Annotated in this window: 27 protein-coding genes and 1 rRNA gene; 26 read left to right on the forward strand and 2 right to left on the reverse strand. The window is 40.2% G+C overall.

Annotation, left to right across the window (positions count from 1 at the left end; all coding sequences use genetic code 11):
- The 11 genes from O0550_RS18970 to O0550_RS19020 all read left to right on the forward strand — a co-directional run bounded on the left by O0550_RS18970 (position 1) and on the right by O0550_RS19020 (position 8,469).
- Positions 1-1,416, forward strand: coding sequence for a CpaE/TadZ family protein (locus O0550_RS18970; RefSeq protein WP_258427059.1), 1,416 nt, complete (start codon positions 1-3; stop codon positions 1,414-1,416).
- On the forward strand, positions 1,413-2,909 hold the full coding sequence (locus tag O0550_RS18975) for a TadA family conjugal transfer-associated ATPase (protein WP_258427060.1): 1,497 nt from the start codon (positions 1,413-1,415) through the stop codon (positions 2,907-2,909). Before O0550_RS18970 ends, O0550_RS18975 begins: the two co-directional genes overlap by 4 nt.
- A gap of 17 nt (positions 2,910-2,926) precedes the next feature.
- Positions 2,927-3,838 (forward strand): type II secretion system F family protein, encoded by a 912-nt coding sequence (locus O0550_RS18980; protein WP_003343485.1) that lies wholly within the window; start codon positions 2,927-2,929, stop codon positions 3,836-3,838.
- A 12-nt stretch (positions 3,839-3,850) separates the two neighbouring features.
- Positions 3,851-4,756 carry a type II secretion system F family protein gene (locus O0550_RS18985; RefSeq protein ID WP_258427061.1) on the forward strand — a complete coding sequence of 302 codons (906 nt, stop codon included), beginning with the start codon at positions 3,851-3,853 and terminating at the stop codon, positions 4,754-4,756.
- 71 nt (positions 4,757-4,827) lie between these two features.
- Positions 4,828-5,004 (forward strand): Flp family type IVb pilin, encoded by a 177-nt coding sequence (locus O0550_RS18990; protein WP_003333862.1) that lies wholly within the window; start codon positions 4,828-4,830, stop codon positions 5,002-5,004.
- Entirely contained in the window at positions 5,001-5,486 is a 486-nt protein-coding gene (locus O0550_RS18995; protein ID WP_258427062.1) for an A24 family peptidase, read from the forward strand. The genes O0550_RS18990 and O0550_RS18995 overlap by 4 nt, the downstream gene beginning before the upstream one ends.
- Complete coding sequence (locus O0550_RS19000) at positions 5,476-5,898, forward strand: TadE/TadG family type IV pilus assembly protein (RefSeq protein ID WP_258427063.1); 423 nt, start codon at positions 5,476-5,478, stop codon at positions 5,896-5,898. Before O0550_RS18995 ends, O0550_RS19000 begins: the two co-directional genes overlap by 11 nt.
- A gap of 5 nt (positions 5,899-5,903) precedes the next feature.
- On the forward strand, positions 5,904-6,419 hold the full coding sequence (locus O0550_RS19005; protein WP_163246087.1) for a hypothetical protein: 516 nt from the start codon (positions 5,904-5,906) through the stop codon (positions 6,417-6,419).
- 95 nt (positions 6,420-6,514) lie between these two features.
- On the forward strand, positions 6,515-7,144 hold the full coding sequence (locus O0550_RS19010) for a DUF4046 domain-containing protein (protein WP_258427064.1): 630 nt from the start codon (positions 6,515-6,517) through the stop codon (positions 7,142-7,144).
- Positions 7,145-7,266: 122 nt separating this feature from the next.
- A complete protein-coding gene (locus tag O0550_RS19015) occupies positions 7,267-7,545 on the forward strand; it encodes a hypothetical protein (RefSeq protein ID WP_003343494.1) in 279 nt (92 codons plus the stop codon).
- A 129-nt stretch (positions 7,546-7,674) separates the two neighbouring features.
- Positions 7,675-8,469 carry a hypothetical protein gene (locus O0550_RS19020; protein WP_101667174.1) on the forward strand — a complete coding sequence of 265 codons (795 nt, stop codon included), beginning with the start codon at positions 7,675-7,677 and terminating at the stop codon, positions 8,467-8,469.
- 545 nt (positions 8,470-9,014) lie between these two features.
- On the opposite strand, the gene O0550_RS19025 is transcribed toward O0550_RS19020, so the two are convergent.
- Entirely contained in the window at positions 9,015-10,349 is a 1,335-nt protein-coding gene (locus O0550_RS19025; protein ID WP_101667175.1) for a YjgB family protein, read from the reverse strand.
- Positions 10,339-10,869 (reverse strand): RNA polymerase sigma factor, encoded by a 531-nt coding sequence (locus O0550_RS19030; protein ID WP_101667176.1) that lies wholly within the window; start codon positions 10,867-10,869, stop codon positions 10,339-10,341. Before O0550_RS19030 ends, O0550_RS19025 begins: the two co-directional genes overlap by 11 nt.
- Positions 10,870-11,588: 719 nt before the next feature.
- Here O0550_RS19030 and O0550_RS19035 point away from each other — a divergent pair.
- From O0550_RS19035 to O0550_RS19105, 15 genes are all read left to right on the forward strand, one after another.
- A complete protein-coding gene (locus O0550_RS19035; RefSeq protein ID WP_003333852.1) occupies positions 11,589-12,530 on the forward strand; it encodes a sigma-70 family RNA polymerase sigma factor in 942 nt (313 codons plus the stop codon).
- 357 nt (positions 12,531-12,887) lie between these two features.
- The gene (locus O0550_RS19040) at positions 12,888-13,205 is read left to right on the forward strand and encodes a winged helix-turn-helix transcriptional regulator (RefSeq protein WP_003333851.1); all 318 of its coding nucleotides are present in this window, start codon (positions 12,888-12,890) and stop codon (positions 13,203-13,205) included.
- Positions 13,206-13,427: 222 nt separating this feature from the next.
- The gene (gene hslO, locus O0550_RS19045; protein ID WP_003333850.1) at positions 13,428-14,306 is read left to right on the forward strand and encodes an Hsp33 family molecular chaperone HslO; all 879 of its coding nucleotides are present in this window, start codon (positions 13,428-13,430) and stop codon (positions 14,304-14,306) included.
- Between the two features lie 122 nt (positions 14,307-14,428).
- On the forward strand, positions 14,429-15,322 hold the full coding sequence (locus O0550_RS19050; protein ID WP_096887892.1) for a peptidyl-prolyl cis-trans isomerase: 894 nt from the start codon (positions 14,429-14,431) through the stop codon (positions 15,320-15,322).
- Positions 15,323-15,402: 80 nt separating this feature from the next.
- On the forward strand, positions 15,403-16,335 hold the full coding sequence (cysK, locus tag O0550_RS19055; protein ID WP_258427065.1) for a cysteine synthase A: 933 nt from the start codon (positions 15,403-15,405) through the stop codon (positions 16,333-16,335).
- Positions 16,336-16,789: 454 nt separating this feature from the next.
- Entirely contained in the window at positions 16,790-17,380 is a 591-nt protein-coding gene (pabA, locus tag O0550_RS19060; protein ID WP_003343507.1) for an aminodeoxychorismate/anthranilate synthase component II, read from the forward strand.
- 170 nt (positions 17,381-17,550) lie between these two features.
- Positions 17,551-18,396 (forward strand): aminodeoxychorismate lyase, encoded by an 846-nt coding sequence (gene pabC / locus O0550_RS19065; RefSeq protein ID WP_258427067.1) that lies wholly within the window; start codon positions 17,551-17,553, stop codon positions 18,394-18,396.
- 42 nt (positions 18,397-18,438) lie between these two features.
- Complete coding sequence (gene folP / locus O0550_RS19070) at positions 18,439-19,302, forward strand: dihydropteroate synthase (protein ID WP_258420190.1); 864 nt, start codon at positions 18,439-18,441, stop codon at positions 19,300-19,302.
- On the forward strand, positions 19,295-19,660 hold the full coding sequence (gene folB / locus O0550_RS19075; protein ID WP_003333843.1) for a dihydroneopterin aldolase: 366 nt from the start codon (positions 19,295-19,297) through the stop codon (positions 19,658-19,660). The genes folP and folB overlap by 8 nt, the downstream gene beginning before the upstream one ends.
- Before the next feature lies 1 nt (position 19,661).
- On the forward strand, positions 19,662-20,192 hold the full coding sequence (gene folK, locus O0550_RS19080; RefSeq protein WP_003333842.1) for a 2-amino-4-hydroxy-6-hydroxymethyldihydropteridine diphosphokinase: 531 nt from the start codon (positions 19,662-19,664) through the stop codon (positions 20,190-20,192).
- Positions 20,144-20,365 (forward strand): helix-turn-helix domain-containing protein, encoded by a 222-nt coding sequence (locus O0550_RS19085; RefSeq protein WP_003343511.1) that lies wholly within the window; start codon positions 20,144-20,146, stop codon positions 20,363-20,365. Before folK ends, O0550_RS19085 begins: the two co-directional genes overlap by 49 nt.
- 32 nt (positions 20,366-20,397) lie before the next feature.
- Positions 20,398-21,426 (forward strand): tRNA dihydrouridine synthase DusB, encoded by a 1,029-nt coding sequence (gene dusB / locus O0550_RS19090; protein ID WP_003333841.1) that lies wholly within the window; start codon positions 20,398-20,400, stop codon positions 21,424-21,426.
- Positions 21,427-21,642: 216 nt separating this feature from the next.
- Positions 21,643-22,119, forward strand: a complete 477-nt coding sequence (gene greA / locus O0550_RS19095; protein WP_003333840.1) for a transcription elongation factor GreA — start codon at positions 21,643-21,645, stop codon at positions 22,117-22,119.
- Positions 22,120-22,212: 93 nt separating this feature from the next.
- The gene (lysS, locus tag O0550_RS19100) at positions 22,213-23,739 is read left to right on the forward strand and encodes a lysine--tRNA ligase (RefSeq protein WP_003343514.1); all 1,527 of its coding nucleotides are present in this window, start codon (positions 22,213-22,215) and stop codon (positions 23,737-23,739) included.
- A 459-nt stretch (positions 23,740-24,198) separates the two neighbouring features.
- Positions 24,199-24,285: ribosomal RNA gene (locus O0550_RS19105) — 16S ribosomal RNA — on the forward strand; the annotation flags it as partial.

Genomic DNA, 24,285 nt, shown 5'->3' on the forward strand with positions numbered 1-24,285 from the left:
ATGCAGGATTGGCCTAAAAGATTGTTGCTTGTCGATGAGGATGAGAAATGCACAAGTGATTTAGTAGAACAACTAAAAGAGAGTCAGTATGTGAAGGTATGCGGAGTGGTAAGTGACTTTAAAGAGATTTTCCATACCTTACAAGCAATGCAACCAGATATAGTATTGGTTGGTTTTTTTCGTGAAACAGATTTAAGTCTTTTATGTCATCAAATTCGCTTTTACTCCCCAACTATTACCTGTATAGCTGCTTGCGATTTACAAACGATGCAGTGGGAAGCCTTAATAAGGAATCTCGGTGTGTTTGTATTACAAAAACCAATTTCCCCCTCAATGATTGAAATGGTTGTAAAGCAAGATACAACTCAAGGAAAATTACCCTCTACGACTCTACAATCGTTGGATACTATCAACCGCCAATTTGCGCAAGCCCCTGTAGTACCATCTCTTCATCTATCAGATGACGGTCAGTCTGTAGGACATCGCCAGCATTTGATCACTGTTTATGGACCAAAAGGAGGAGTAGGTAAAACATTTATATCGCGGGAATTAGCAATCTATTACTCGCGTCACCCCTTAGAAGGAGAAAAGAATAGAGTGCTTGCTATTGATTTTAATTTAGATTTGGGTACGTTTGCTACGTCATTAAATTTACCGCGTACCCCGAATCTGTTCACATGGGTTCAAGAAATACAAGACAGATTAATTCAAATAGTTCAAAGAGACGGACGAGATCCTGATTTTATTAGCCATGAGGAATGGCAGGAGTATGCCGCTTCGATGGCTCTTTATCCAGAGGAGATTGAGCGTTACATTGCGATACATCCTGAATCAGGGCTGCATGTTCTTACTTCCCCAAGAGATATACGGCAAAGCTTTCATATTAAGGATTACCACTTATACATCATTCTCGAAACCATTAAACGAAGTGCATACAATGTTGTTTTAATTGATACGGCGCCGGATACTACGGATGCAACCATTCAGGCATTATTTTTCGCTGAACGAGTGGTAATGGTAGGGAGTCCTGTGGTGGATGCAATTGAAAATATTCACAGAGTCTTAAAGCTACTGCGTGAAGCTGAGTATCCCGAACAAAAAATTCAAATCTGTATGAATCGGCTGCAAAAGCGAGAGATGTTTACTTTAGAAGAGATGAAAGCATACTTCCAGCTACACCCTAGTCAGACGCTACTAACCATTCCTGATGATGACGAGGTGAAAAGATCAATTAATACAGGAGTCCCACTGATGCTCACCACATCTAGGTCCCAGGCTAAGCTGGCTATCGAAAAATTGGGACAGGTACTCATTCCTCATACCGAAAAAGAAGGACAAATCTATGGTGATTCTACAAACAAAACGAAGAAGGCAAGTTTTTTTAAATGGTTTAGTAAAGGGGGCTGGGGACGATGAGTTTTTCACGCCAAAAGCTATTAGGAACAGAAAGACAGAAGCGGCTAGATATATCTGAATTAAAGAGGCAGGCTCATGATTTTTCAAACCTCCGCAGGAAAGTAGATCATGTTGTTCAGGAAAGTGCCAGTAAATATGTAGAAAGGGAATGGTTTTTATCCCAGGAAGAGGAGGCACATGTAAAGGGACAAATTGTTGAAGCCTTTGGAAAACGATTATGGGAAGAAAAAAGCTCACCTGCCTTGATAGAGGAAGTGAAGGAGGAATTGCGACGATTGGTTGACCGGCAAGCCCCACTGCCAACCCATCAATTGGAACTTGAGGTACACCGGATTTTGCACGAATTAATTGGCTGGGGGCATCTGGATGAATTGCTGGAAGACCAAGATATTACAGAGATCATCGTACAAAAATTTAGTGATGTAGTAGTGGAACGAAAAAGTACCGGTAGGCTGGAGCGTCTGACGGAGAAGTATTTCTTTGATGAGGAGCAGTTGTTACGTTTGATAGAGCAGATTGCGGCAACTATGGGACGAGAGTTTAACGAATCCAAAGCTGATTTGCATACTCAACTTCCCGATGGATCAAGGGTTACCGCGACGCATCGATCAATTTCACCAGATGGTCATATGCTCACAATTCGGAAGCATCGTGACCTTCTATCTCAAACGGATTACTTGCGGTATGGTTCCATCTGTAAACCGATGTTGTCATTTTTGAAATATGCCGTGGGGGTAGCGAGAGCCTCTGGAATTGTGAGTGGAGGTACAGGTTCAGGGAAAACTCACCTATTAAATCTTATCTCTCAATTTATCTCTCCACAAATTAGTATTATTACGATTGAAGATGTCTTGGAATTAAAGCTACAGCATCCGTTTGTTCGTAGATTCTTAACGAAGCCAACTAATCATGAGGGGAGAGGTGGATTTTCCATACGTGATTGCGTCAGGCTTTCTCTACGGAAGCGCCCAGATGTCATCATTGTAGGAGAGACTCGTGGAGGAGAGATTGTCGACATTATTTGGGCTATGAATACAGACCATCCAGGTAGCTGGAGCACGGCCCATGCCAATTCTCCACGTGCTTTGGTTGACTCCACTTTGCCAATTTTGTTTGGAAAGGCAGAAGAATCCTACAGTTCCTTAGAGAGAAACCTGATGATTGGTTCAGCTCTTAACTTAATTGTACAAGTTAAACGGTTTGAAGAGGATGGTAGCAGGAAGGTTGTCTCCATTACAGAGGTGATCGGTACTGGTGAGTCAGACGAGGACAAAATTAGAAGGATGCTGTCCGTCAAGCAGGTGATATCGAATCGAGTATACCTTCAAGATATTTACGTCTATGAGCCACTAGGTGTAAAAAAAGGCAAGGTTGTTGGTCAATATAGGTGGACGGGATATAGACCAGAGGGCCTGATAAAGTGTTGGAAAGCAAAGGGAATAAGTGAAGAGGAAATAGACGCGATGTTTTTTAGGGAGCCTATTAAGCTGTAACAAGGGAGGGTGAGCTAATGTTAGTTGAGTGGATCGCCCGTTGTGTGGCTGTACTTTCAGGTGGACTTATCCTGAGCATTTTGATACCCGCTGATTTTTTGAAACTAAAAGCCGAAAATAGCTCCACGCATATGATAATCTCAGAAATGCATCGAAATCGGAAAAGCTGGAACATGCGAATGGAGGATAAGCTCAAACAGGCCCGTCTAGATATCGGAATTCAAAGATATGTATTCTTCTGTTTTGTTACGGGCTTATTTTTTTATGCGCTCACTTTATATGTTTTAGACTCTTGGTGGCTTGCCTTACCCTTTTGGTTTATTGGAATTTTAGCTGTTCATCGTTGGCTGGCAGCTTGGCGAAATAAAAAAAGAGAGCGCTTTGAAGAGGAGAACCAGAAGGCACTTCGGATTATTTCCAGCTCTATTCGTGCGAATCCCTCTTATATTCATGCTTTTGAACAAGTGGCTACTAGTAAATTTATTGATAAAAGTATTGCACAGGAGTATGGAACGGTTGTTGAAAAATTGCGTGGACAGCTGTTACTAGAGGATGCAATGAAATGGTTGTATGTAAAAACAGGATCACCAGATATTCAATATCTAGCGACAATTATACAGGTTCAGCGGGAATTGGGCGGTGATATGGCTCAAACGTTAGATATTGCTGTTTCTTCTTTGATTCGTAGGAAGCAAGTAAGAAGAAGACAGGTATCCGCTTTGTCCCAAATTTTATCGCAGGTTAATTTACTCAGTGCGATGCCTTTCTTTTTTGTAGGTATTTTATATGTGAACAATCCTAATCATTTTGCTCCATTAACAGAGAGCTTGAGTGGTCGTTATGCCATGCTAGGGAGCTTTTTATTAATTATAGCTGGGGGAGAGATTATTCGTTATTTAGCCCTGTCAGTAGGAAGACATGATGGATAGGGAGGTAAGGCAATGGCTCTTTTAGCAAGTGTATGGATTAGCATTTTGATAATGGTGGTAGCCTTTCCTTTTTTTCATGTAGTTCATAAAGGAGAGAAACTAAGCTTATTTACAAGATTTTTTTCAGAAGAACCAGAAGAAAAGCGAGAGATAAGGCTGTTTTCAAGAGGTCAACGTATCATATTGTGGATGACAACGCCTAAACGCTTCGATGATTTGGCCAGAGGATTAGGATTTGATTTGTTTCGCGTAAAAAAACAGCTTCAGCGTTTGCGTTGGAAAACAAAAGTAGAGGAATGGTTCATTTTAAAAGCCCTAGGCGCATTATTTTTAGGGTGTGCAGTGATTCTTCTAGGCTACCAGTACCTGCGAGATGGAGAGATAGACATTTTTCATAAAATCGGACTAATCCTCTCCCTTCTGTTATATTTTTGCCCTAACCTTATTATCGATTGGTATGACAAACGTGCTCAAAGGGAGATAGAGGTGCAAATCCCTATCTTTTTTAGCATTGTATTGGCACTTGTGGAAGCGGGTATGCCCGTTCATGTGGCAATGAGTAGGGCTGCAAGTAGATATCCTAAACGACTTGGACAAGAAATAGCTCGTTTAGAACTAGAGCAAAAGAGGTATGGTAATTGGCGAAAAGCTTTAGAGGAACTGGCTCTGTGTTGGGAGTTGGCCTCTTTTTTATCAATTGTAACTGATATACAAGAGGCTTTGACTAAAGGAACTAATATTTCCCATTTATTGCGAATGCATATTGAGGAGCAATTACGAAAGGAAGAAGACCAAATGACAGATGAGGTAAATCGAATGAGTGTAAGGCTGTTACCCCTAGTAGTATTGTTTATGGGGGTCCCTCTGATGTTTTTAGTACTTGGGCCATCTCTTATTGGGATAAAAAATCAGCTGTAATAGTAAAAATTTATTTGCGACTGGTCTCTATCTTTTGTGAAAGTAAGATTATAAGAGGGAGGCTGGAAAATATGAATTATATTACGCATTATGCTAGACGATTTTGGAAAGAGGAGGATGCTGTGACGATCGTAGAGATGGTTATTATTGTAGCAGTAATATTAATTTTTTTAATCCCCACATTAGTTGAGCTACGTACAGCCGAAGATCAGAAACTAAAAGAACTGCAGGAAAAAATAAGCAAATGAGCCTTGTACTGATTTCAGTGTTGGCTATAGCGGCATATTACGATGTACGATACCGGAGGGTCCCTAATTGGCTTGTCGGTCTAACGTTATGTATAGCCTGTCTACAAAGAGGAGCGATTGGCGAAATGTGGCACATGGTAATAGGAGTAGGAATGGGTTTTTTGCTAACATTGTTACCTGTACTAGTAAAGGGCATGGGAATGGGTGATCAAAAATTGCTCATGCTGGTAGGCAGTTATACAACTCCAGTTGCTATCTATTGGATTTTTTGTTGTTCGTTAGTAGTGAGTATTTGCATGCTTTTGGTTTTTCCTTCACGTTTTACCTTAATTCATTATCATTTGAAGAGCAGCGCTGGGATGTGGTTTGCTCATCGTAGGATTTGGTTACCTGAGGTAAGAAAATCGGCTTTAGCTCTCCCATATGCGTTAAGTCTTTTAATAGCGTACATGATTTATTATGTGAAGCCTTATGTTGAATAGATATAGAAGCTTTGGGTATGTAAGAAATCAGCGAGGGAGTCAAATTGTCGAGTATGTTTTTGTTTTTCCTCTTCTCTGGTTTTTATTTATTTATGGGTGTGATCAATTTAGTATTATGTATCAAAAACAGAAGGCTTTAGCTGCATCATATGAGGCAGGAAGATTTGCATGTGTACAACCTAACTATGGATTAGCTGTCTATATGGCGAATAAGTTCGCTGAAAAGGAGTTAGAACAGGCTCTTTATTTTGAACATAAACAGATTGAATTGATAGTCAAGGGTGGATGGTCACAAGGAAATCATGTAGAGGCAATAGTAAGCATTACATTTCCGCTTTTAGGATCAGGAAAGTCCTATACTGTGGAAGAATCATATTCAATGATGATTGAAAATGGAAGAAATCGAGGCTGATGTATATGACTAGTATGTCTTTAAGAAGAATCATAGAGGAAGAGCGAGGAAGTATTTTACCTACCTCGCTCTTTTTTCTTATCTGTCTTTGCTTATTGTTATCTATGGTGTTGTTTATGCAACAAGTAGATGTAACACAAATGCGAATGCAACACACGGCGGATATTATCGTTAAAGGAGCAAGAACAGCAGGGCAATGGATCGAAGTGGATTCGGAAACTAAAAGGGAACGAGCTTTATTAATAGCTACAACAGAGGAAGCTAAGAGAAAAAAGGCGAGTATTATTCGAGGGGCTAGAGAAGAAGCGGACATTCTGTATCGCTTAAATAAACCAGGGCTAGATCAAATAGCTGGAGATATTAGCATCACTCATCAAAAAGGTGAGAAAGCCTCATTATATACTCAGGGAATCTATCATTTAGCTATTGAACTGAAAAAGAAGATTTATATGCTATTTGAGGAACGAGAACTCCTTTTTCGAAGGACATCTCAGGCTGGAATAAGAAAAATAGCAAAATAGAATAATTTGATAAAAATAGGATAATTTTGATATTTTTGTCCTAATTTAACGTGCTAATTTTAGGGAAACCGACTGGAAGTAAGGAGTGTATCGGCATGCCCTCAATAATTATCACGAAATATAAGAAAATATTAGCTGGAACACAAAAACGTTTTTCACCTTATGAGTTTGAAGATATCCAGTTTCGAAAGAAAAAGATTCAGCTCATTATTCGGTATGCAGTTGAGCAAGTAATGAAATGGACACCTGAGCAAGCTAAAACTCAGCTTTCTTTACAAGATATTAAAAAGCTAAAGCTACACTTAATTACTGAATTCATTCAACCTCCGATCGAAGCGAAAGCGACAGATGTGTACTATATTATCGACTATGCTTATCCTTACTTACCTAAATTATCAGAAAAAGATAAGGCACTCTGGGTGTACCAAGAAGTTCTTAATGGTAGCCGCAGGCATTTCCCAATGCATTATTTTCAGAGCGTATTAGGCGAGGAACGAGCTAAAATTTGTTTTATCTATATGTGCGAAGAGCTTTTAAAGATTACCAGCATCCTTGAACTTCCGAAGGTTTTTGGAAAAACGGAGCAAGCCTATCAAATTCTACGTACATATAAGCTAAAAATTTTGGTGGATACTTTATATTTTTCTCCTTTTGATCTCATTACTGAGATATATCCTGAATTAGCTGATCCAAATTTCTGGGGAGAGGAGGGTTATTTTCAATAAATTAGAGCAAAGGTCAGAAATATTTGCGAATACCCTCTGTCTTTTTATACCGTAGAGATAGTTTCATAAGCTTATAAGCGTATGAAACGGCCGTTAATCTGTTGGTGAGAAGGAGGGTTGCTATGGCAACGGGAATTGCTCACACGACGCAAGCTTTAACATTGGAAGCGATCATTGGTCTTCAGGTTCGTTATCAGAAACACAGACCAGGTGCATTTCTTTCAGTAGAGGGAATGCCAAAAGGTACCTTTCCAATTGAGTCAGTACACCAGTTTGGAAAGCGCATGGTCATCAATGACGGGTTAATCATGATGGAGAGTGCTCCAACCGTCATAATCCGCAATGGAAGAATCGTATTTCTATTGCCGACGGGGGAAGAACTGTATCTTATGATTCAGTGATTGTCCTACTACCGCCTCTTCTTATAGTAGTAAGAGGCGGTAGCAAATTCTTAGTTTTTATGACGCGTCTCTTATAATCACACAAAATATAGCCGAAATATTTTAACTATTATAGGAGGTTTAATGACTATGTTAGCCAGTGATTCTATGGAGCTAGTGGAACGTTGTTATGAGCAAGTCTGCAGCTTATTGGGGAAGGAGGATTTAAAAAATAAATTTATTGATTATGTATTCGTTGATTATCAGGAAGAGGTGGTAGCCGAGTATGATACAGATTTTTTCTATCAGCACTTGCAAAAGTTACAGTTAGTTCGTTGCCGAAAAGACTTTGATCAGGCTGTAGAGGCCTGGTATGAGAAGAAAAGGCTAGGTAACAACAGAAGTACGGGTTTTCACTCCATTTTATTTTCTATTGTCCGTAGAACGATAGGGATGTATAAGATAAGAAACAGACAGGAATTAATCAAGCATGTAACTCATGTGCTTACCAATTCAAACGGCTATATGAAGCAATGGCGTTCGAAAGGGAAAAGAACTAAAGTGATGTATTTTCATTATTTATATAAAATAGGAATTCGTAATGGTAAAGATATTGAAGCACTAGTTGATTCATGGCTTATTGAAAACCCTCAAGCCTTTGATGAATATCAACAAGCTTATTATCAAAGACCAATTAGACGAGGAAGGCCCAATAACGTTCAACTAAGTAGACTCATCGATCAAATTAAACAAATGAAGCCAGCTCTAAATAGGAAAGAAAGAGAGCGTATTCGTAAGATTTTTTATTACTATCGCAATCACCTAGAGATTAATGGAATGGTATCGAAATTCCTTAATTATATAGAAGCTAAAGATCGGAAAAATCAGTGTGACAAGAAGGAGAATAATCGATTAGAAAATAATTTATCAAGTCAAACTAGATGAAAACCAGACGATTTCTCGAAATATTTAGAGAGTTAGAGTGGGAAATTCCACTACGTCAGCTTGAATCAAAGCCGAGGCTTCTCCATGAAACAGAAAATGAATACATACTCCCTGGTAAAAGCAATTGAAGTAACATTGGAAATAATTGTTATTATTAGTATATCCTTCAGCAGGCTATAGTTTCATTTCGTATCTAACAGGTAGTAAACCTCGAAAAGGAGAGCTACTTTTCTCTAAGAGTGAATCGATAAAAAGAAAATAAAAAATAGAAAGTTGAGATATTATCTACCCTCTATCCTTCTTTTTCAATAACCACACGTATTCCCCACCAGCAGTTTAGAAGCTTTAAGTTGGGTCAAAGTAAGGTGGTGTAATCCTCTAAACTGAAGATAAAAATTAAGATAGCTGAGCTAATAAATAAAGGCTAATGAAAAGGCATTAAGAAAGTAAAAATGACTTTGCCTGATTCCTATCCCAGGCAAAGTCATAACAAACCAAACATTGTTCTAGTTAAAATCCCTATTTACCATGGTTTATTCAAGTGTTTATGTTTCCCAGCTCTCAGATTGCTTGTGTATGACATTTATATGATCTACTAATGGGTCAGTATTTTTATTTGTTACAGGAGATATGACCACTTGAAGTTGGAACTCACTATTTAACGGGTACGTGAAGATCTGTTCTTTGTTTCTATTAAAGTATCCTTTTAATTTTTCACCCAAGGCTGTTTTGACCTCCGATAGATGTATGTCTTGTAAGCGAAGATCAAAGCTTCGGATTTCGATCAGTAGACCTTTAGAATCATATCCGACGACAGTGCCGTGCTTACGATAGATTGCATAGGTAGTTTTATAGGGGGTGTCCGTTTTGTCAGCTTTACCCCAACGTTGCTCTATTTGCTCCTTAGTGGTTCGTCCCACTACAAAGTCTTCTACTAGCAATCCCTTAGAAGCTGATTCATTCATTCTTTGTAAGAAATCAATATTATCTCCCAGCATGAGGTTTTTCCGGCCGTCTGGATAGACGACACTTACATGTTCGATTTGCGGAGATACATCATGATCCCTAGCAGATGGTTCAGTTGTGTTCGAACTATTGTTGAGGCTGATTGGAGTAAAATAAAATACTAATTGATAGTCTCCGCCAGCAGGATAGCTGTATTTCAGTTGATCTGTGAACTGCTGGACAAATTGGGGCTTCCCAAGAACCTGTTCCACTTGTTCTTTATTTAGATCCTTTAACCGAGTGTCTGTTGAAATGATTTCTACTAGTATCTCGCCTTTATTGTAGGAAAATGCCAATGACTTCTCAGGGTAATTAGTAGTAGGTAGACCAAATCGTACCTGATCCGGCCCTTTAGATTCACCCCATACTTTTTTTATGTCATCGGCTAGAGATGTTTTTACAGCAATATCTGCATTTATCACTTTGCCGCTTCTGGCTCGCTCCATTACGTTTACTAAAAGCTTGTTTTGAGCCGGAGTCACTGTTTGGGTATTTTTTTCCACACTTGTCTTGCTATCGTGTAAAGAATTGAGTGGATCAGTATTGTGTAAATCAGTATTACGTGACTCCTTATAATCACTTATAGTTGCGGATACTAGACTTTTGTTTGAATTGATTGGCTGCTCCTTTTGCACCCATGCATTTCCTAACCAGAAGGTAGCTAGAACTAATGAACTGCACACAATTCCTTTACTGATCCAAGTAAAATAAATAGAGAGATCAGTTCTGTGTACCTCTTTTTTCTCTTCTCTTAGTAAATGAGCCAGCATGTGTTGTTTGCTTGTAGCATCCAGCTTATGATCTGGGAGTGTTTGCAGATGCTTTAATGTTTGATTCGATTGCTCATCTAGATTTGAAAATTTATTAGATGACACGATTGATCACCCCATCTACATCAGTTTCCTTGCCTAAGCTTTTTTGTAATGTTTTTAAAGCACGATGCAAGGTTGTATTTACTTTGCTTTCGCTCCACTGTAGAATTTCCGCGGCTTCACTAGGGGATAACCCCTTTATGCCGCGTAAAATCACAACCTCCCGATAGGAAGGCTTTAATCGCTGTACAGCGGCATAGAGCAATTGATTTTCTTCCTGTTTACCTACAATCTCTTCAGGTGTTCCATCAGGTGACTTGATTTGTTTTAACCAGGTATCTGGTAGCCAACTCAAGTAGCGTTTCTTCCGTTCATGATCAATTGCTGTATTGCGTGCAATTGAAAAAAGCCAGGTTTTAGGTTGGGCTCTTCCTTCATATTTTTCATATCCTCTAATAGCTTTCATGAAAACTTCCTGCACCAAATCTTCTACATCGCGGTTACGCGTATAGTAAACTAAAAACTTATATATATCGTCACTATAACGAACAAACCACTCCTCAATGTGTTCGCGCCTAGTCAATTTGTGTGACACCTCTTTTAAAAGAATTACCCTCAGATAGTTCTAGATGTAAAATCAGTTGAATGTTCGACATAACAAACCAAAACAGCCAAAACAGCCAAAAGCCCAAAAGCCCAAAAGCCCAAAAGCCCAAAAGCCTATCCTCAACCTTACTTGCATTACCTGAACCCTCGAAAATACTGGGTATGTAAATAGACGAGAGGATCAAAGCTTGCTTACACTTTTTTCGCTCATTTCATTTATTTTCTTATAAGTAGGCAACAAATGGGCATCCAGATATTACATATAGGAAAAAATGCAACTTTTTTGGGGGTTGAGGAGTCAATATTAGTAGCGAGTTAATTCAAAAAGTTTTTAACTTAGAGGGTTGGTACAAGGTAAAAATGGTGTACACTGATTAATAGAGGATCAGTTGGCATAAAAAATACACTAGTACGATGCCGCTGTACTAATGATTCGCTACAAAACATTTTCCGGTAAGTAGTAATGTGAACGTTATCTCCTACGTACGATAAACATACAGCCAGTGCGTATGTATATCATGAAAGGTATAGCATAATTAAGGAATTAATAACTAGATGTAAAAAGTTCTAGTTCTTTCAAAAATTTTGTTCACCTTTTTCCTGATATTCTGTTAACATAAGGATTATACAATATGTTTTAATGTGTCAACAGGAGATAACTGAATATTTCTATTTCCGATGAAGTGAGGGTTGCACATGACCACTATGAGTCACACCTCTTTCCAAGATTGTGCCCGGCGTTGGCGTGAAGTCGAGAACGAATTATCAATTGTTGTTCCTAAATCTTTACGGTCAGATACTTCCGCGTTATTGTTTTTGGAGGGCGTAGCAGCAACACCTATGTTGGATAAAGATGAAGAAATGCAATATTTGATTCAGTATCAGCGTGATGGTGATTTAGAAGCTCGCGAGATTCTAGTACGTGCTTATCTTCGTTATGTCGTAAACACTGCACTTCGTCATTTAAAAAAGGGAATGCCGTTCCTTGATCTGATTCAAGAAGGAACAATTGGGTTATTTACCGCAATAGAAAAATTTGATATTACAAGAGGCGTCCGTTTATATCACTATTCGCATTGGTGGATTTCACAAGCCATCACACGTGCTATCAGTGACAAAGGCCGTCTTATTCGCATACCTGTACACATGCATGAGCAAATACGCCTCTATCAAAAGAAAGTAATGCAATTGGCTCATTTGCTAAACCGCAATCCTGAACGACATGAGATTGCAACCTATTTAAATATTCCCATGGAAAAAATGGATACCATCGAGTATGCTCTTCGCATTAAAATGGAGTCAATCGATGAGCAACCTGTCGAGCTCTACATGGAAGATGACGAAGAATTGCTAAGCTACGCTGAAATTGTTGATGACAAAGAAAGCTCATTAGATGACTGGATTGAACGAGTTGATCTAAGGGACCAGGTCTTTGATGCTTTATCCGTATTAAGTCCACGTTCGCAAGAAATCATTGCGATGCGCTTTGGACTGTATGATGATCAGGTTTATACGTTAGAGGAAGTAGGCAAGATGTTTGGTCTTACTCGCGAGCGTATACGTCAAATTGAAGCGACTACGATTGAGCGATTGCGCAAACAGAAATGTTCACGCAACTTGATGGAGTACCTTTCCTAAGGTATGTCAAAAAAACATAATTCATTCATTGTCCCCATAATTGGAGGTCAAAGGAGCTACATGCTAAGAAGCATGATCATGCTCCTTTTTATTGTCTATTTTTCTTGTGTCTGTGAAACTTCTTTTCAGCTAAATAAACTGAAAATTCTATCATTAAATAGGGTTAACCCCCAAAGGTTTGTCTTATAGGCAGAAATCATTATACTATTTATATGAAGAAAGTAAATAAGTGAGTAGGCAAGTAGCCCATTTTTTTATTAGAAAGCGGGAAAACTACACTTTGAAAGGTATCTCCACTTCTGAAAACTTATTTTTGTAAAGTAGCTATGGTAAAATAACTATAAGGGAGTGATAAAGATGAGTGACCACCAATTGTGCCCAAAGCTTGAGACTGCTTTCGAATTGTTGGGAAAACGCTGGACGGGGTTAATTATTTGTGTGTTAATGACAGGGCCTAAGCGCTTTAAAGATATATCTGAAGTCATACCCGGTATGAGTGATCGGATGTTGGCGGAAAGATTTAAGGAGTTAGAACTAGCTGGTGTTTTAACGCGGAATGTTTATCCTGAAACCCCTGTGCGTATTGAATACGAGTTGACAGATAAAGGAAGAGGGTTAAAAACCGTCATGGATGCTGTGCAAACTTGGGCCGAATCATGGGTACATTCTAAATAAGACTGGATGGAGGACTCCTGCCTCATACGCGGGAGTTTTGTTGTTCATGAAATAGCTAATTGATTGGATCAAAGTTACAAAAAACAAGAGAAATACTTTGGTGCAATCAATTACCTACAGTCAGACGACGGTAACCAGAGAGTGCTAAGACTAGCGAATGCGTAATGAGCACACGAGGCACACTGAACTAAGAGAAGTAGAGGATATGCAAGGAGGACGCTTATGAGTGACTATTTAGTAAGAGCAACGGGTTTTAATGGGAATGTTCGAGCATTTGCTGCCCGCACGACAGGAATTGTAGAAGACATTAGAAAAAGACACGGTATGCTGAACACTGCTAGTGCAGCTTTAGGGCGAACGCTTACAGTAACAGCGATGATGGGTGCTATGCTTAAAGGGGACGAACGTATTTCAGTCAAGATTAATGGTGGCGGTCCGATCGGCAGCATTTTTGCAGAGGCCAATGCCCACGGTGAATTGCGGGCGTATGCAACCAATCCACAAGTTCATTTCGAGTTGAATGAACTTGGTAAGCTAGACGTTCGACGTGCAGTAGGTACAGATGGGTTTTTATACGTAACAAAGGATTTAGGTCTTCGAGAACCGTATCAAGGTAGTGTGCCGATTGTTTCCGGTGAGATTGGTGAGGATTTTAGTTATTATTTTGTGGTATCAGAGCAGACTCCGTCGGCTGTAGCTGTAGGTGTGCTGGTAAACCCTGAAGATCATTCCATTTTTGGATCAGGTGGATTCATTCTGCAATTACTTCCTGGTACTCCTGAAGAGGATATCGCGAAAATTGAAGAGAAAATTAGTAAATTGCCGCAGGTATCACGCTTAATTGCAGAAGGTATTACACCGGAGGAATTAATTGCAAAGGTATTGGATAACCCTACTATTCATAGTAAGCTAGATCTTACCTTTAATTGCGGGTGCTCTGCTGAAAAAGTGGGCAACACATTAGCTAGCTTAGGTAAGGCAGAATTAATGAGTATGCAAAGAGAAGAGGGCGGAGCTGAGGTTCACTGCCATTTTTGCAATGAACTTTACCAGTTCAACTATGATGATTTGCAGGAAATCATTAATGATTTGGATAAATAAAGAATAAGAGACAAAACGGTGGAGACTAGAGCATGAGACATGTGCGATTGCTAACGACACGTCAACTACCGTTTTTTTCTTGCCCTAATATTATAGAATTTTAATGAAATGGAGAGAAATGGATGCGTAACGTTCGGTTTTTGTGGAGCTTGATTGGTGCGCTCATCTTGTTGTTAGCTGTTGTATCGGGTGCTTGGTATAAAGGCGCAGGTCTGGCGACGGTAGCTAAGGTAGGAGATGAAAATGTTACAGAGCAAGCGCTAAATTCACAATTAAAAGAGCGCTATGGAAAGCAGATGTTGGATCGAATAATTGATCACCAGCTCGTCTTCCAAGAAGCAAATCGTCTACAACTTACTGTTTCTGATCAACGAGTTCAGGAAGAGATTCAAAGGATAAGAAGTCATTTCCCGCATGAGGGTGATATTCCTAGTGAGGTGCAGGATCGATTGGGACAGACTCCGGCCCAAATGGAGCAGGAGGTTCGCTATCAATTATTGTTGAAAAAGCTCGCTACTAAGAATGTAACCATTAGTGATGATGAACTACGAGCTTATTTCCAGCAACACCAATCCGATTATATTCAACCGACCACCGTACATCTCTATCGCTTGTTAGTAAAAACGGAAGCCGAGGCTCAAAATTTATTCCAGGAGCTATCAAAGGGAGCAGATTTTATTACATTGGCTAAAGAGCGCTCCATAGACGCCCATACAGCTCCCAATGGTGGAGATATGGGGATCGTTGTTTTAAAGGACGACTCTTTAACGGAAAATGAACAGTTCGCTCTTCAGGATATGAAAGTCAAGGAAGTATCTGCTCCCATTCCTGTTGAAGATGGTTATGCATTATTGCATATAACAGAACGGAAGGAAGAAGTGGTTCCAACCTTTGAACAGTCGAAGGAAAAGGTTTTTGAGGACATGGCGATTGCTAAAGCGGAGTCGTTTGATGAAATTTTAAATCGTTTACGTAAAACGACCAAAGTAGAAGTGAAGGATTTAACATATCGTTGACGCTAATGAATATGATTTGTTATAATACCTACAAATCCTAGCAAATTACTCGGTGATGATTACTTGAGGGGGACAAAAACATGCGGGTTGCACAATCTATTACAGAACTGATTGGAAATACGCCATTAGTCAAACTCAATCGTGTCGTAACGGAAGACATGGCTGATATCTATTTAAAGCTGGAGTTCTTTAACCCCGGTAGCAGTGTGAAAGATCGTATCGCACTTTCTATGATTGAAACAGCCGAAGCGGAAGGTAAATTGAAGCTTGGCGATACCATAATTGAGCCAACTAGCGGTAACACCGGGATCGGATTAGCGATGGTGGCTGCAGCGAAGGGATATCGTGCTATCTTGGTTATGCCAGATACCATGAGTATGGAAAGACGTAATTTGCTACGTGCGTATGGAGCGGAATTAATCTTGACCCCAGGAGCGGAAGGAATGGGAGGAGCGATTCGTAAAGCAGAAGAACTTGCTCGCGAGAACTCCGACTATTTTATCCCTCAGCAATTTAATAATAAAGCCAATCCTAAGGTACATCGAGATACTACAGCAAAAGAGTTGCTTGAACAGGGAAAAGAGATCGGGGGTATTGACGCTTTTATTGCTGGTATCGGTACAGGTGGTACTATTACAGGCGTGGGTCAAGTGCTGAAAGAGGAATACCCAGAGGTAAAAATTTATGGGGTAGAACCTCAGGCCTCCCCGGTTTTGTCTGGAGGCAAACCAGGGCCGCATAAGATTCAAGGAATTGGTGCTGGATTCGTGCCGGAGATTTTGGATACGTCTATCTATGATGAAATTCTTCCTATTGAAAATGAAGCTGCTTTTGAGACAGCTCGTCGTGTGGCTAGGGAAGAAGGAATTCTAGGTGGAATTTCCTCAGGTGCGGCTATTTCAGCGGCTCTCGATGTAGCGAGTCATTTAGGAAAAGGAAAAAAAGTTGTAGTTATTATTCCTAGCAATGGTGAACGCTATTTATCTACGCCACTTTATCATTTTGAGGATTAATATTGCTTCAGGCTTTTAAGCAGGAATAATGCTATGGAAGTGGTTCGCACGCGTTGAGGGCCACTTCTTTTTGTCGTTATAGAGCAACTAGTGCAGGAGCTGCTATCTTTATTGAAGGCCCATGAATCGTTGCTATGAAATGAGTGAATTCGAAAAACAATCTTACAAAAGCTTCCAAATGATGACTTACAGCCACCAAGTCTGTATGTTATGATATATCAAGACCTATTGCTTTTGACCAATTGACTTGAGAATGAAACACTTCTGTCTATACAAGAATTAGTAAAGCTCAAAGCAGGCTGTACCCAAGCTGTTATAGGTATCAGGTATGATTATTCTTGAGCGGAAAGAGTGCGATGAGTAGTGGAAAGAGAGCAGAGGTCTTGTGGAAAGTAGTTGAGCTGAGTGAAGAGTTTGAGAATGAGAGGCTGAAAAGCCGAGAGGAGAGCTGAGTATGATTATTATGATTGATAACTATGATTCCTTTACGTACAACCTAGTACAATTTGTTGGGGAGCTGGGTGAGGAGTTACGGGTATTTCGTAACGACAAAATCACGCTAGAGGAAATCGAAAATATGAATCCAGATTACCTGATGATTTCGCCAGGTCCTTGCACACCGAATGAAGCTGGGATTAGTATGGATGTCGTTCGTCATTTTGCAGGGAAGATTCCGATTTTTGGCGTATGCCTTGGTCATCAATCAATAGGGCAAGTATTTGGCGGGAAAATAGTGCGAGCAGATCGGCTTATGCATGGAAAAACCTCGGAGGTATTGCATGATGGTAAGACCATTTTTGCATCCATACCTTCCCCATTCCAAGCTGCGCGCTATCATTCGCTGGTGATCCAGGAAGAATCCATTCCAGAAGAATTAGAAATTACAGCTCGTACACCTGAAGGGGAGATAATGGCGATTCGTCATAGAGAGCTACCTATCGAAGGTGTTCAATTTCACCCTGAATCCATTATTACTCAATATGGAAAGCAAATGTTGAAAAACTTTTTGACGGCTTATGCAAAAGAGACTCAACCTATCAAATAATGAACCATTACTTCAAAGCCACTTGCAAAAATGATTGCAGGTGGTTTTTTCAGGAAAGAAATAAACCAAAATCACAGCGAGAGTGGTTCGAGGAAAGTTTTAGTTATGATACTATGATTTTATGTGCGACAGAAGAGAGATAAACGTCTTATAGCTAGGAGATTAAGCGGATGTGGGTGTTTGTTAATGATAAAATTGTACCCGCCCAACAAGCGGTAGTTTCAGCCATGGATCATGGCTTTTTATATGGTATCGGTCTATTTGAGACCATTCGAATTTATCAAGGAAAACCATGCTTTTGGAATGAGCATATGCTGCGTTTGGAAAATGGAATGACTGATTTACGCATTCGTCACAAGTGGGAGCGTAGTGACATATATCGTGCTGTGCAGGCTACTCTGGAGAAGAATAAGCTAGAGGATGCTTATGTACGGATTAGTGTTACTGGAGGAGCGGAAGGTGTTGGCTTGCATAGTGGTGTATATGAGCAGCCATCGCTTTATATTTTTGTCAAATCTGTAACGCCGATCGCAGAGCCTCCTATTGCCAAAAGGTTGAAAGTAATCTCCTTTCCAAGGCAGACGCAGGAAGGAAACCTACGTTTTAAATCTCATAATTATTTAAACTGTGCCCTTGGTAAACAAGAAATAGGAGGCGCACCGGATATAGAAGGTCTATTTTTGACAAAAGAAGGTTATATCTGTGAAGGGGTTGTCAGCAACGTGTTCTGGGTCAGGGACAATATCGTATATACGCCTTCCGTTGATACTAATCTGTTAGCAGGAATTACCCGAAATGCTGTCCTAACCATCGCACGTACAGGTGGTTTTAATCTGGAGGAAGGTCTTTATCCTCTTGAGGAACTATTTAAAGCTGATGAGGTGTTCGTAACCAACTCGATTCAGGAGATCGTACCGGTATCGACTGTTGAGAATGTAGAAGTTCCATACGTCTATGGAAAGCTGACCCAAAAGCTGCATGAAGCCTACAGACGATTGGTAGAATTGTCCAACTGATTATGTTATGCTTTCCACAATATAAAAAGGAGTTCGAAAAAGATGAACCATGATCATGAGCGCTCTCAGACCAAATTTACATCACTATCATGTGGTACATATAATCTGCCGTTACACGAAAGAACATTAATTATGGGAATCCTTAACGTTACTCCTGACTCTTTTTCAGATGGAGGACGTTACAATCAGCTAGATGACGCTATGCGGCATGCTGAAAGGCTTGTAAAGGATGGAGCGGATATCATCGATGTAGGGGGAGAGTCGACACGGCCGGGTTCTCAGCTTGTTAGTGCGGAACAAGAATTAGAGCGAATTATTCCGATTATCGAGCGCCTCTCCCGCGATATAGATGTACCGATCTCTGTTGATACCTATAAAGCTCGCGTTGCCGACGAAGCATTGCGGGCAGGAGCCCATATTATTAATGACGTGTGGGGGGCAAAAAAAGACTCTGAAATGGCCGCTGTAGCTGCTAGATGGAATGTGCCGATTATCCTAATGCACAACCGAGAGCAGATGGAATACCAGGATTTCTTTCCTGACTACATAAAGGATTTACAGGAATCTATTCAGCTAGCTTTAGCAGCAGGCGTGTCAGAAGAGATGATCGTGCTTGACCCAGGTATTGGTTTTGCAAAAACATTGCAGCAAAATTTAGAAGCTATGCGTCGGTTGGATGATTTAGTGGCTCTTGGCTACCCTGTCTTACTGGGAACCTCACGAAAATCTATGATTGGTAAGGTTCTTGATTTACCCGTGGATGAACGTCTAGAGGGTACAATAGCAACGGTAGCGTTAGGCATTGAGAAAGGTTGTCATATCATGCGCGTGCACGATGTTAAGGCCATAAAACGAACAGCAATGATGATGGACGCTATAAAAAAAGGGGCGCGTTACAATGGATAAAATCTATTTTAATGGTATGGCTTTTTATGGTTACCATGGTGTTTTTCAAGAAGAGGCTAGGCTAGGTCAAAGGTTCTATGTTGATTTGGAGCTCTCACTTGATTTGCAAAAGGCTGCTGATACCGATCAGCTAGAATACACCGTTAATTATGCAGATATTTACGAAAGAGTGAAGGCTATCGTTGAAGGAGAGCGTTATCAGTTAGTGGAAAAATTGACGGCGCAGATTTGCGATGGCTTGTTGAGCGATTTTCCTTTAGATGAAGTCAAAGTAAAAGTAACAAAACCAGACCCTCCTATAGCAGGGCATTACCAGTCAGTTGCAATTGAGATGATTAGGAAGAAAGGAAGTAACTAGCATGGGCAATCTTACAAAAGCATATATTGCCCTTGGATCTAATCAGGGAGAGCGAGAAGCTATGCTTAAAGGTGCCATCGCCTGGTTACACGCACATGATTTCATTCAAGTGTCTCGCCTTTCTTCTGTTTATGAGACTGATCCAGTGGGCTATCTTAATCAGCCTGCCTTTTTAAATATGGTGATTGAAATTGAAACAAGCTTAACGCCCCTTGAGTTATTGCAGACAGCCTTATCGATTGAGCAAAAATTAGGGAGAGTTCGTCTTGAGCGCTGGGGGCCGCGCAATATTGATATTGATCTGTTGCTTTTTGGAGAGGAAGAAGTGGCGTTGCCGAATTTGGTCATTCCTCATCCAGAAATGATTCATCGTGCTTTTGTACTAATTCCGCTTCAAGAGGTATGGCATGGAGTTATTCCGGGAACAGATTTATCCATAGAAGAAGCAATCCATCAATGTATAGAAACGCAGGGGGTACAGGTATGGGGGACATTAGATTGGGGAGCCGAATCAGAGCGTTCCGCAAATTAAAAGGCTTTACACAACAGCAATTAGCCAGTGAGATGGGTGTATCATTATCGTTTGTAGGTACCTTGGAGCGAGGAACCAAACCACCGACTGAACTGGTATTACGGAAGATAGCCAACACTTTACAAGTTGAATATGAGGAATTATGTGCTATAAATAAAGGGAATGAAAAGTAGGCAGCGTTCCTTCGCTTAAGGAGGTTTTATATATGAAAATCGGAAACATCGAATTAAAAAACAATGTTGTCCTAGCACCAATGGCAGGAGTATGTAATCCTGCTTTTCGCTTGATTGCTAAAGAATTTGGCACAGGTCTGGTCTGTGCTGAGATGGTTAGTGACAAGGCGATTATGCATGGCAACAAAAAAACGTTAGATATGCTATACGTAGATGAACGTGAAAAACCGTTGAGTCTGCAAATTTTCGGCGGAGATAAGGAAACATTGGTGGGAGCGGCTCGTTACGTTGACCAAAACACCAATGCCGATATTATCGACATTAACATGGGGTGTCCTGTCCCTAAGATTGTTAGCTGTGATGCAGGGGCTCGTTTGTTATTAGATCCGGAAAAAATTTATGAAGTGGTTTCAGCGGTAGTAGATGCTGTGGACAAACCGGTAACAGTCAAAATGCGCTTGGGCTGGGACGAGGATCATCTATATGTTTTAGATAATGCACAGGCGGTAGAGCGCGCTGGTGGTAAGGCGGTTTCTGTGCATGCTCGTACTCGTGTTCAGATGTACAAGGGTCACGCTGATTGGGAATGGATTCGCCGAGTTAAAGAGGTGGTTACTATTCCGGTTATCGGTAACGGTGACGTAGCATCACCAGAGGATGCCAAACGTATGTTAGATACAACAGGCTGCGACGGGGTTATGATTGGTCGTGCGGCTCTAGGGAATCCTTGGATGCTTTATCGGACGATCCAATATCTAACCACAGGTGAATTACTGGGTGAACCTACTGCTCGTGATAAGGTAAATATCTGTTTGCTGCATGCTAAACGTTTAGTTGCATTAAAAGGACCAAGAGTTGGCATACTTGAGATGCGCAAACACGCTGCGTGGTACCTAAAAGGCTTAAAAGGTGCCACTCAAACGAAACACCTGATAAATTCTGTTGAAACAGAAGAAGAATTGTATCGCTTATTGCATGAGTACGTAGATTGGGTAGAAAGCGGCGCGTTTGATGATACAGAGATGGAGAAAGAAGGGTCTGTAAAAATCTCTGCCTTATAATGGAAATCAAACATTGACAACGTATTTCTCATATCCTATAATTCATCGTATTATGTACTTGAAGCTGCCAGATCATGATCTGGCAGCTTTCCCTATGACCCACTGTATTACAAAAAGAAAACGATTACCCCTAGTATATTAAGTGGGTGATCTACATATAATCCTGTGTACTTTTTGATAACGGGATTAAAAATTGATAAACGGGGGAATACGAAGATGTCTGAAAAAGAAGTCATCCTTACACCTGAAGGCCTTGCCAAGCTTGAGCAAGAATTAGAAGATTTAAAAACTGTTAAGCGTAAAGAAGTTGCTGCGCGTATTAAAGAGGCCATTAGCTTTGGAGATATTAGTGAAAACTCTGAGTATGAAGAAGCTAAAAATGAGCAAGCGTTCATCGAAGGGCGCATTCTAACCCTAGAAAAAATGTTACGTAATGCTCGCATTATTACGAACGAAGATGTTGATACCAATGTGGTAAGTGTTGGTTCAACTGTTCGTCTAAAAGATCTTGAATTTGGAGACATAGTAGACTACACTATCGTTGGTTCTGCTGAATCTGATCCATTAAACAATAAAATTTCAAACGAATCTCCTGTTGGTCAAGCCTTGCTTGGAAAAGCAAAAGGATCTACAGTAGATGTAAACGTTCCAGCGGGCGTTATTCAATACGAAGTACTTGAAATTAATCGATAAGCTCACGTTAAATGGCGTACCAATCTTTTGATGGTACGCCCTAGTCCTATTCAATGGGCTTTAACAGAGCGTTCTGTTAGGAGTGAAGAAGGAATGGCAAGAGAAGAAGACCTACAACAAGAGCAAGGAACTGAGCAAGAACTACACGAATTGCTACAAGTTCGCCATGACAAAATGGATCAATTACGTGAATGGGGCATTGATCCGTTTGGAAAGAAATTTGAACAGAAGGATTTTGCTTCGGATATTACAGCTAGCTTCACGGACAAAACGAAAGAAGAACTTGAAGAAGCGAATCACGAAGTTACTATCGCCGGTCGTTTAATGGCAAAGCGCAAAATGGGTAAGGCAAGCTTTGCGCAACTATTGGATCGCTCTGGTCAAATTCAGATTTATGTGCGTAAAGATACAGTCGGCGACGACCTATATAACGTTTTTGATTTAAGTGATATCGGGGACATTATCGGTCTTACTGGTACTTTATTTAAAACAAAAACAGGCGAGTTAAGTGTCAAAGCGAAAAGCTTAGTTTTCCTAAGCAAATCTCTTCGTCCATTACCGGAGAAATTCCATGGCCTAAAAGATATCGAGACACGCTATCGGAAGCGTTACGTGGATTTGATTGTTAATCCAGAAGTACGTAAAACATTTATCGCACGTAGCCGTATTCTAACTGAAATGAGACGTTATTTGGATAACCTAGGATATTTAGAAGTAGAAACACCTACTTTGCACTCCATTGCTGGGGGAGCATCTGCTCGTCCTTTTATCACTCATCACAATGCATTAGACATGCAATTGTTTATGCGTATTGCGATTGAGTTACATTTAAAACGTCTGATTGTTGGCGGTATGGAAAAAGTGTATGAGATCGGTCGCGTATATCGTAATGAAGGTATCTCTACACGACACAATCCTGAATTTACAATGATTGAACTGTATGAAGCTTATGCTGATTACAAGGATATTATGAAGTTAACAGAAGAAATGATTGCGCATATTGCACAAACCGTGCTGGGTACCACGAAGATCCAGTACCAAGGCCATGAGGTAGATCTGACTCCGCAATGGAGACGAGTACACATGGTGGATTTGGTAAAAGAGCATACAGGAGTAGATTTCTGGAAGCACATGAGCGATGAGGAAGCACGTGCTTTGGCTAAAGAGCATGGAATTACTGTAGAAGCTCATCATACCTTTGGACATGTTGTTAATGAATTCTTTGAACAAAAAATCGAAGAAACATTAATTCAACCTACATTTGTATACGGACATCCTGTAGAAATTTCTCCGTTGGCTAAGAAAAACGAGGAAGATCCACGTTTTACAGATCGTTTCGAGCTGTTTATTGTTGCTCGTGAGCACGCGAATGCATTTACGGAGCTTAATGATCCAATTGACCAGCGTCAGCGTTTTGAAGCGCAACTGCTAGAGAAAGCTGCTGGTAATGATGAAGCTCATGAAATGGACGACGATTTCATCGAAGCGCTTGAGTACGGCATGCCGCCAACTGGTGGACTAGGGATTGGTATCGATCGTCTAGTTATGCTCTTGACAGATGCACCGTCTATTCGTGATGTGCTCTTATTCCCTCATATGAGAGATAAGGGTAAAGCGTAAACGGGATCTAATTTGACTTTTGGTGAATAAAAAAGCAACTAAGGCTAAGTGGTTCCCTTAGTTGCTTTTTCTTTCTATTAAATTGTTGTTTATTGTTGCATTAATGGTAAGGTGTGATAGACTAATAAAGCTGTAAATACGATAGAGATAGAATCTATTTTCATTTAAACTAAACTTTTTAAAATAAATTTAAAAAAAGTGTTGATTTATGTGAGAGAGATATGCTATATTAATTTATGTCCTCACCGAGCGAATGAAACAAAAGATGAGGATGAGAAAAAAGTATTGCTTTTCAAAACTGAATGTGTTATGATGATTGAGTCGCTGTTAAAAAAACAGTTGACAAATCAAGAAGGTTTTGATAAGATTAAAAAGTTGTTGTTCTTTGAAAACTGAACAGTAAAATGTTTGATAGAAATACTAGCCAAGCAAGTTTTGAAGCTTTGATCAAGAACTACTTTAATGGAGAGTTTGATCCTGGCTCAGGACGAACGCTGGCGGCGTGCCTAATACATGCAAGTCGAGCGAGGGTCTTCGGACCCTAGC

This window comes from Brevibacillus halotolerans (assembly GCF_026891775.1).
GTDB lineage: Bacteria > Bacillota > Bacilli > Brevibacillales > Brevibacillaceae > Brevibacillus_B > Brevibacillus_B halotolerans.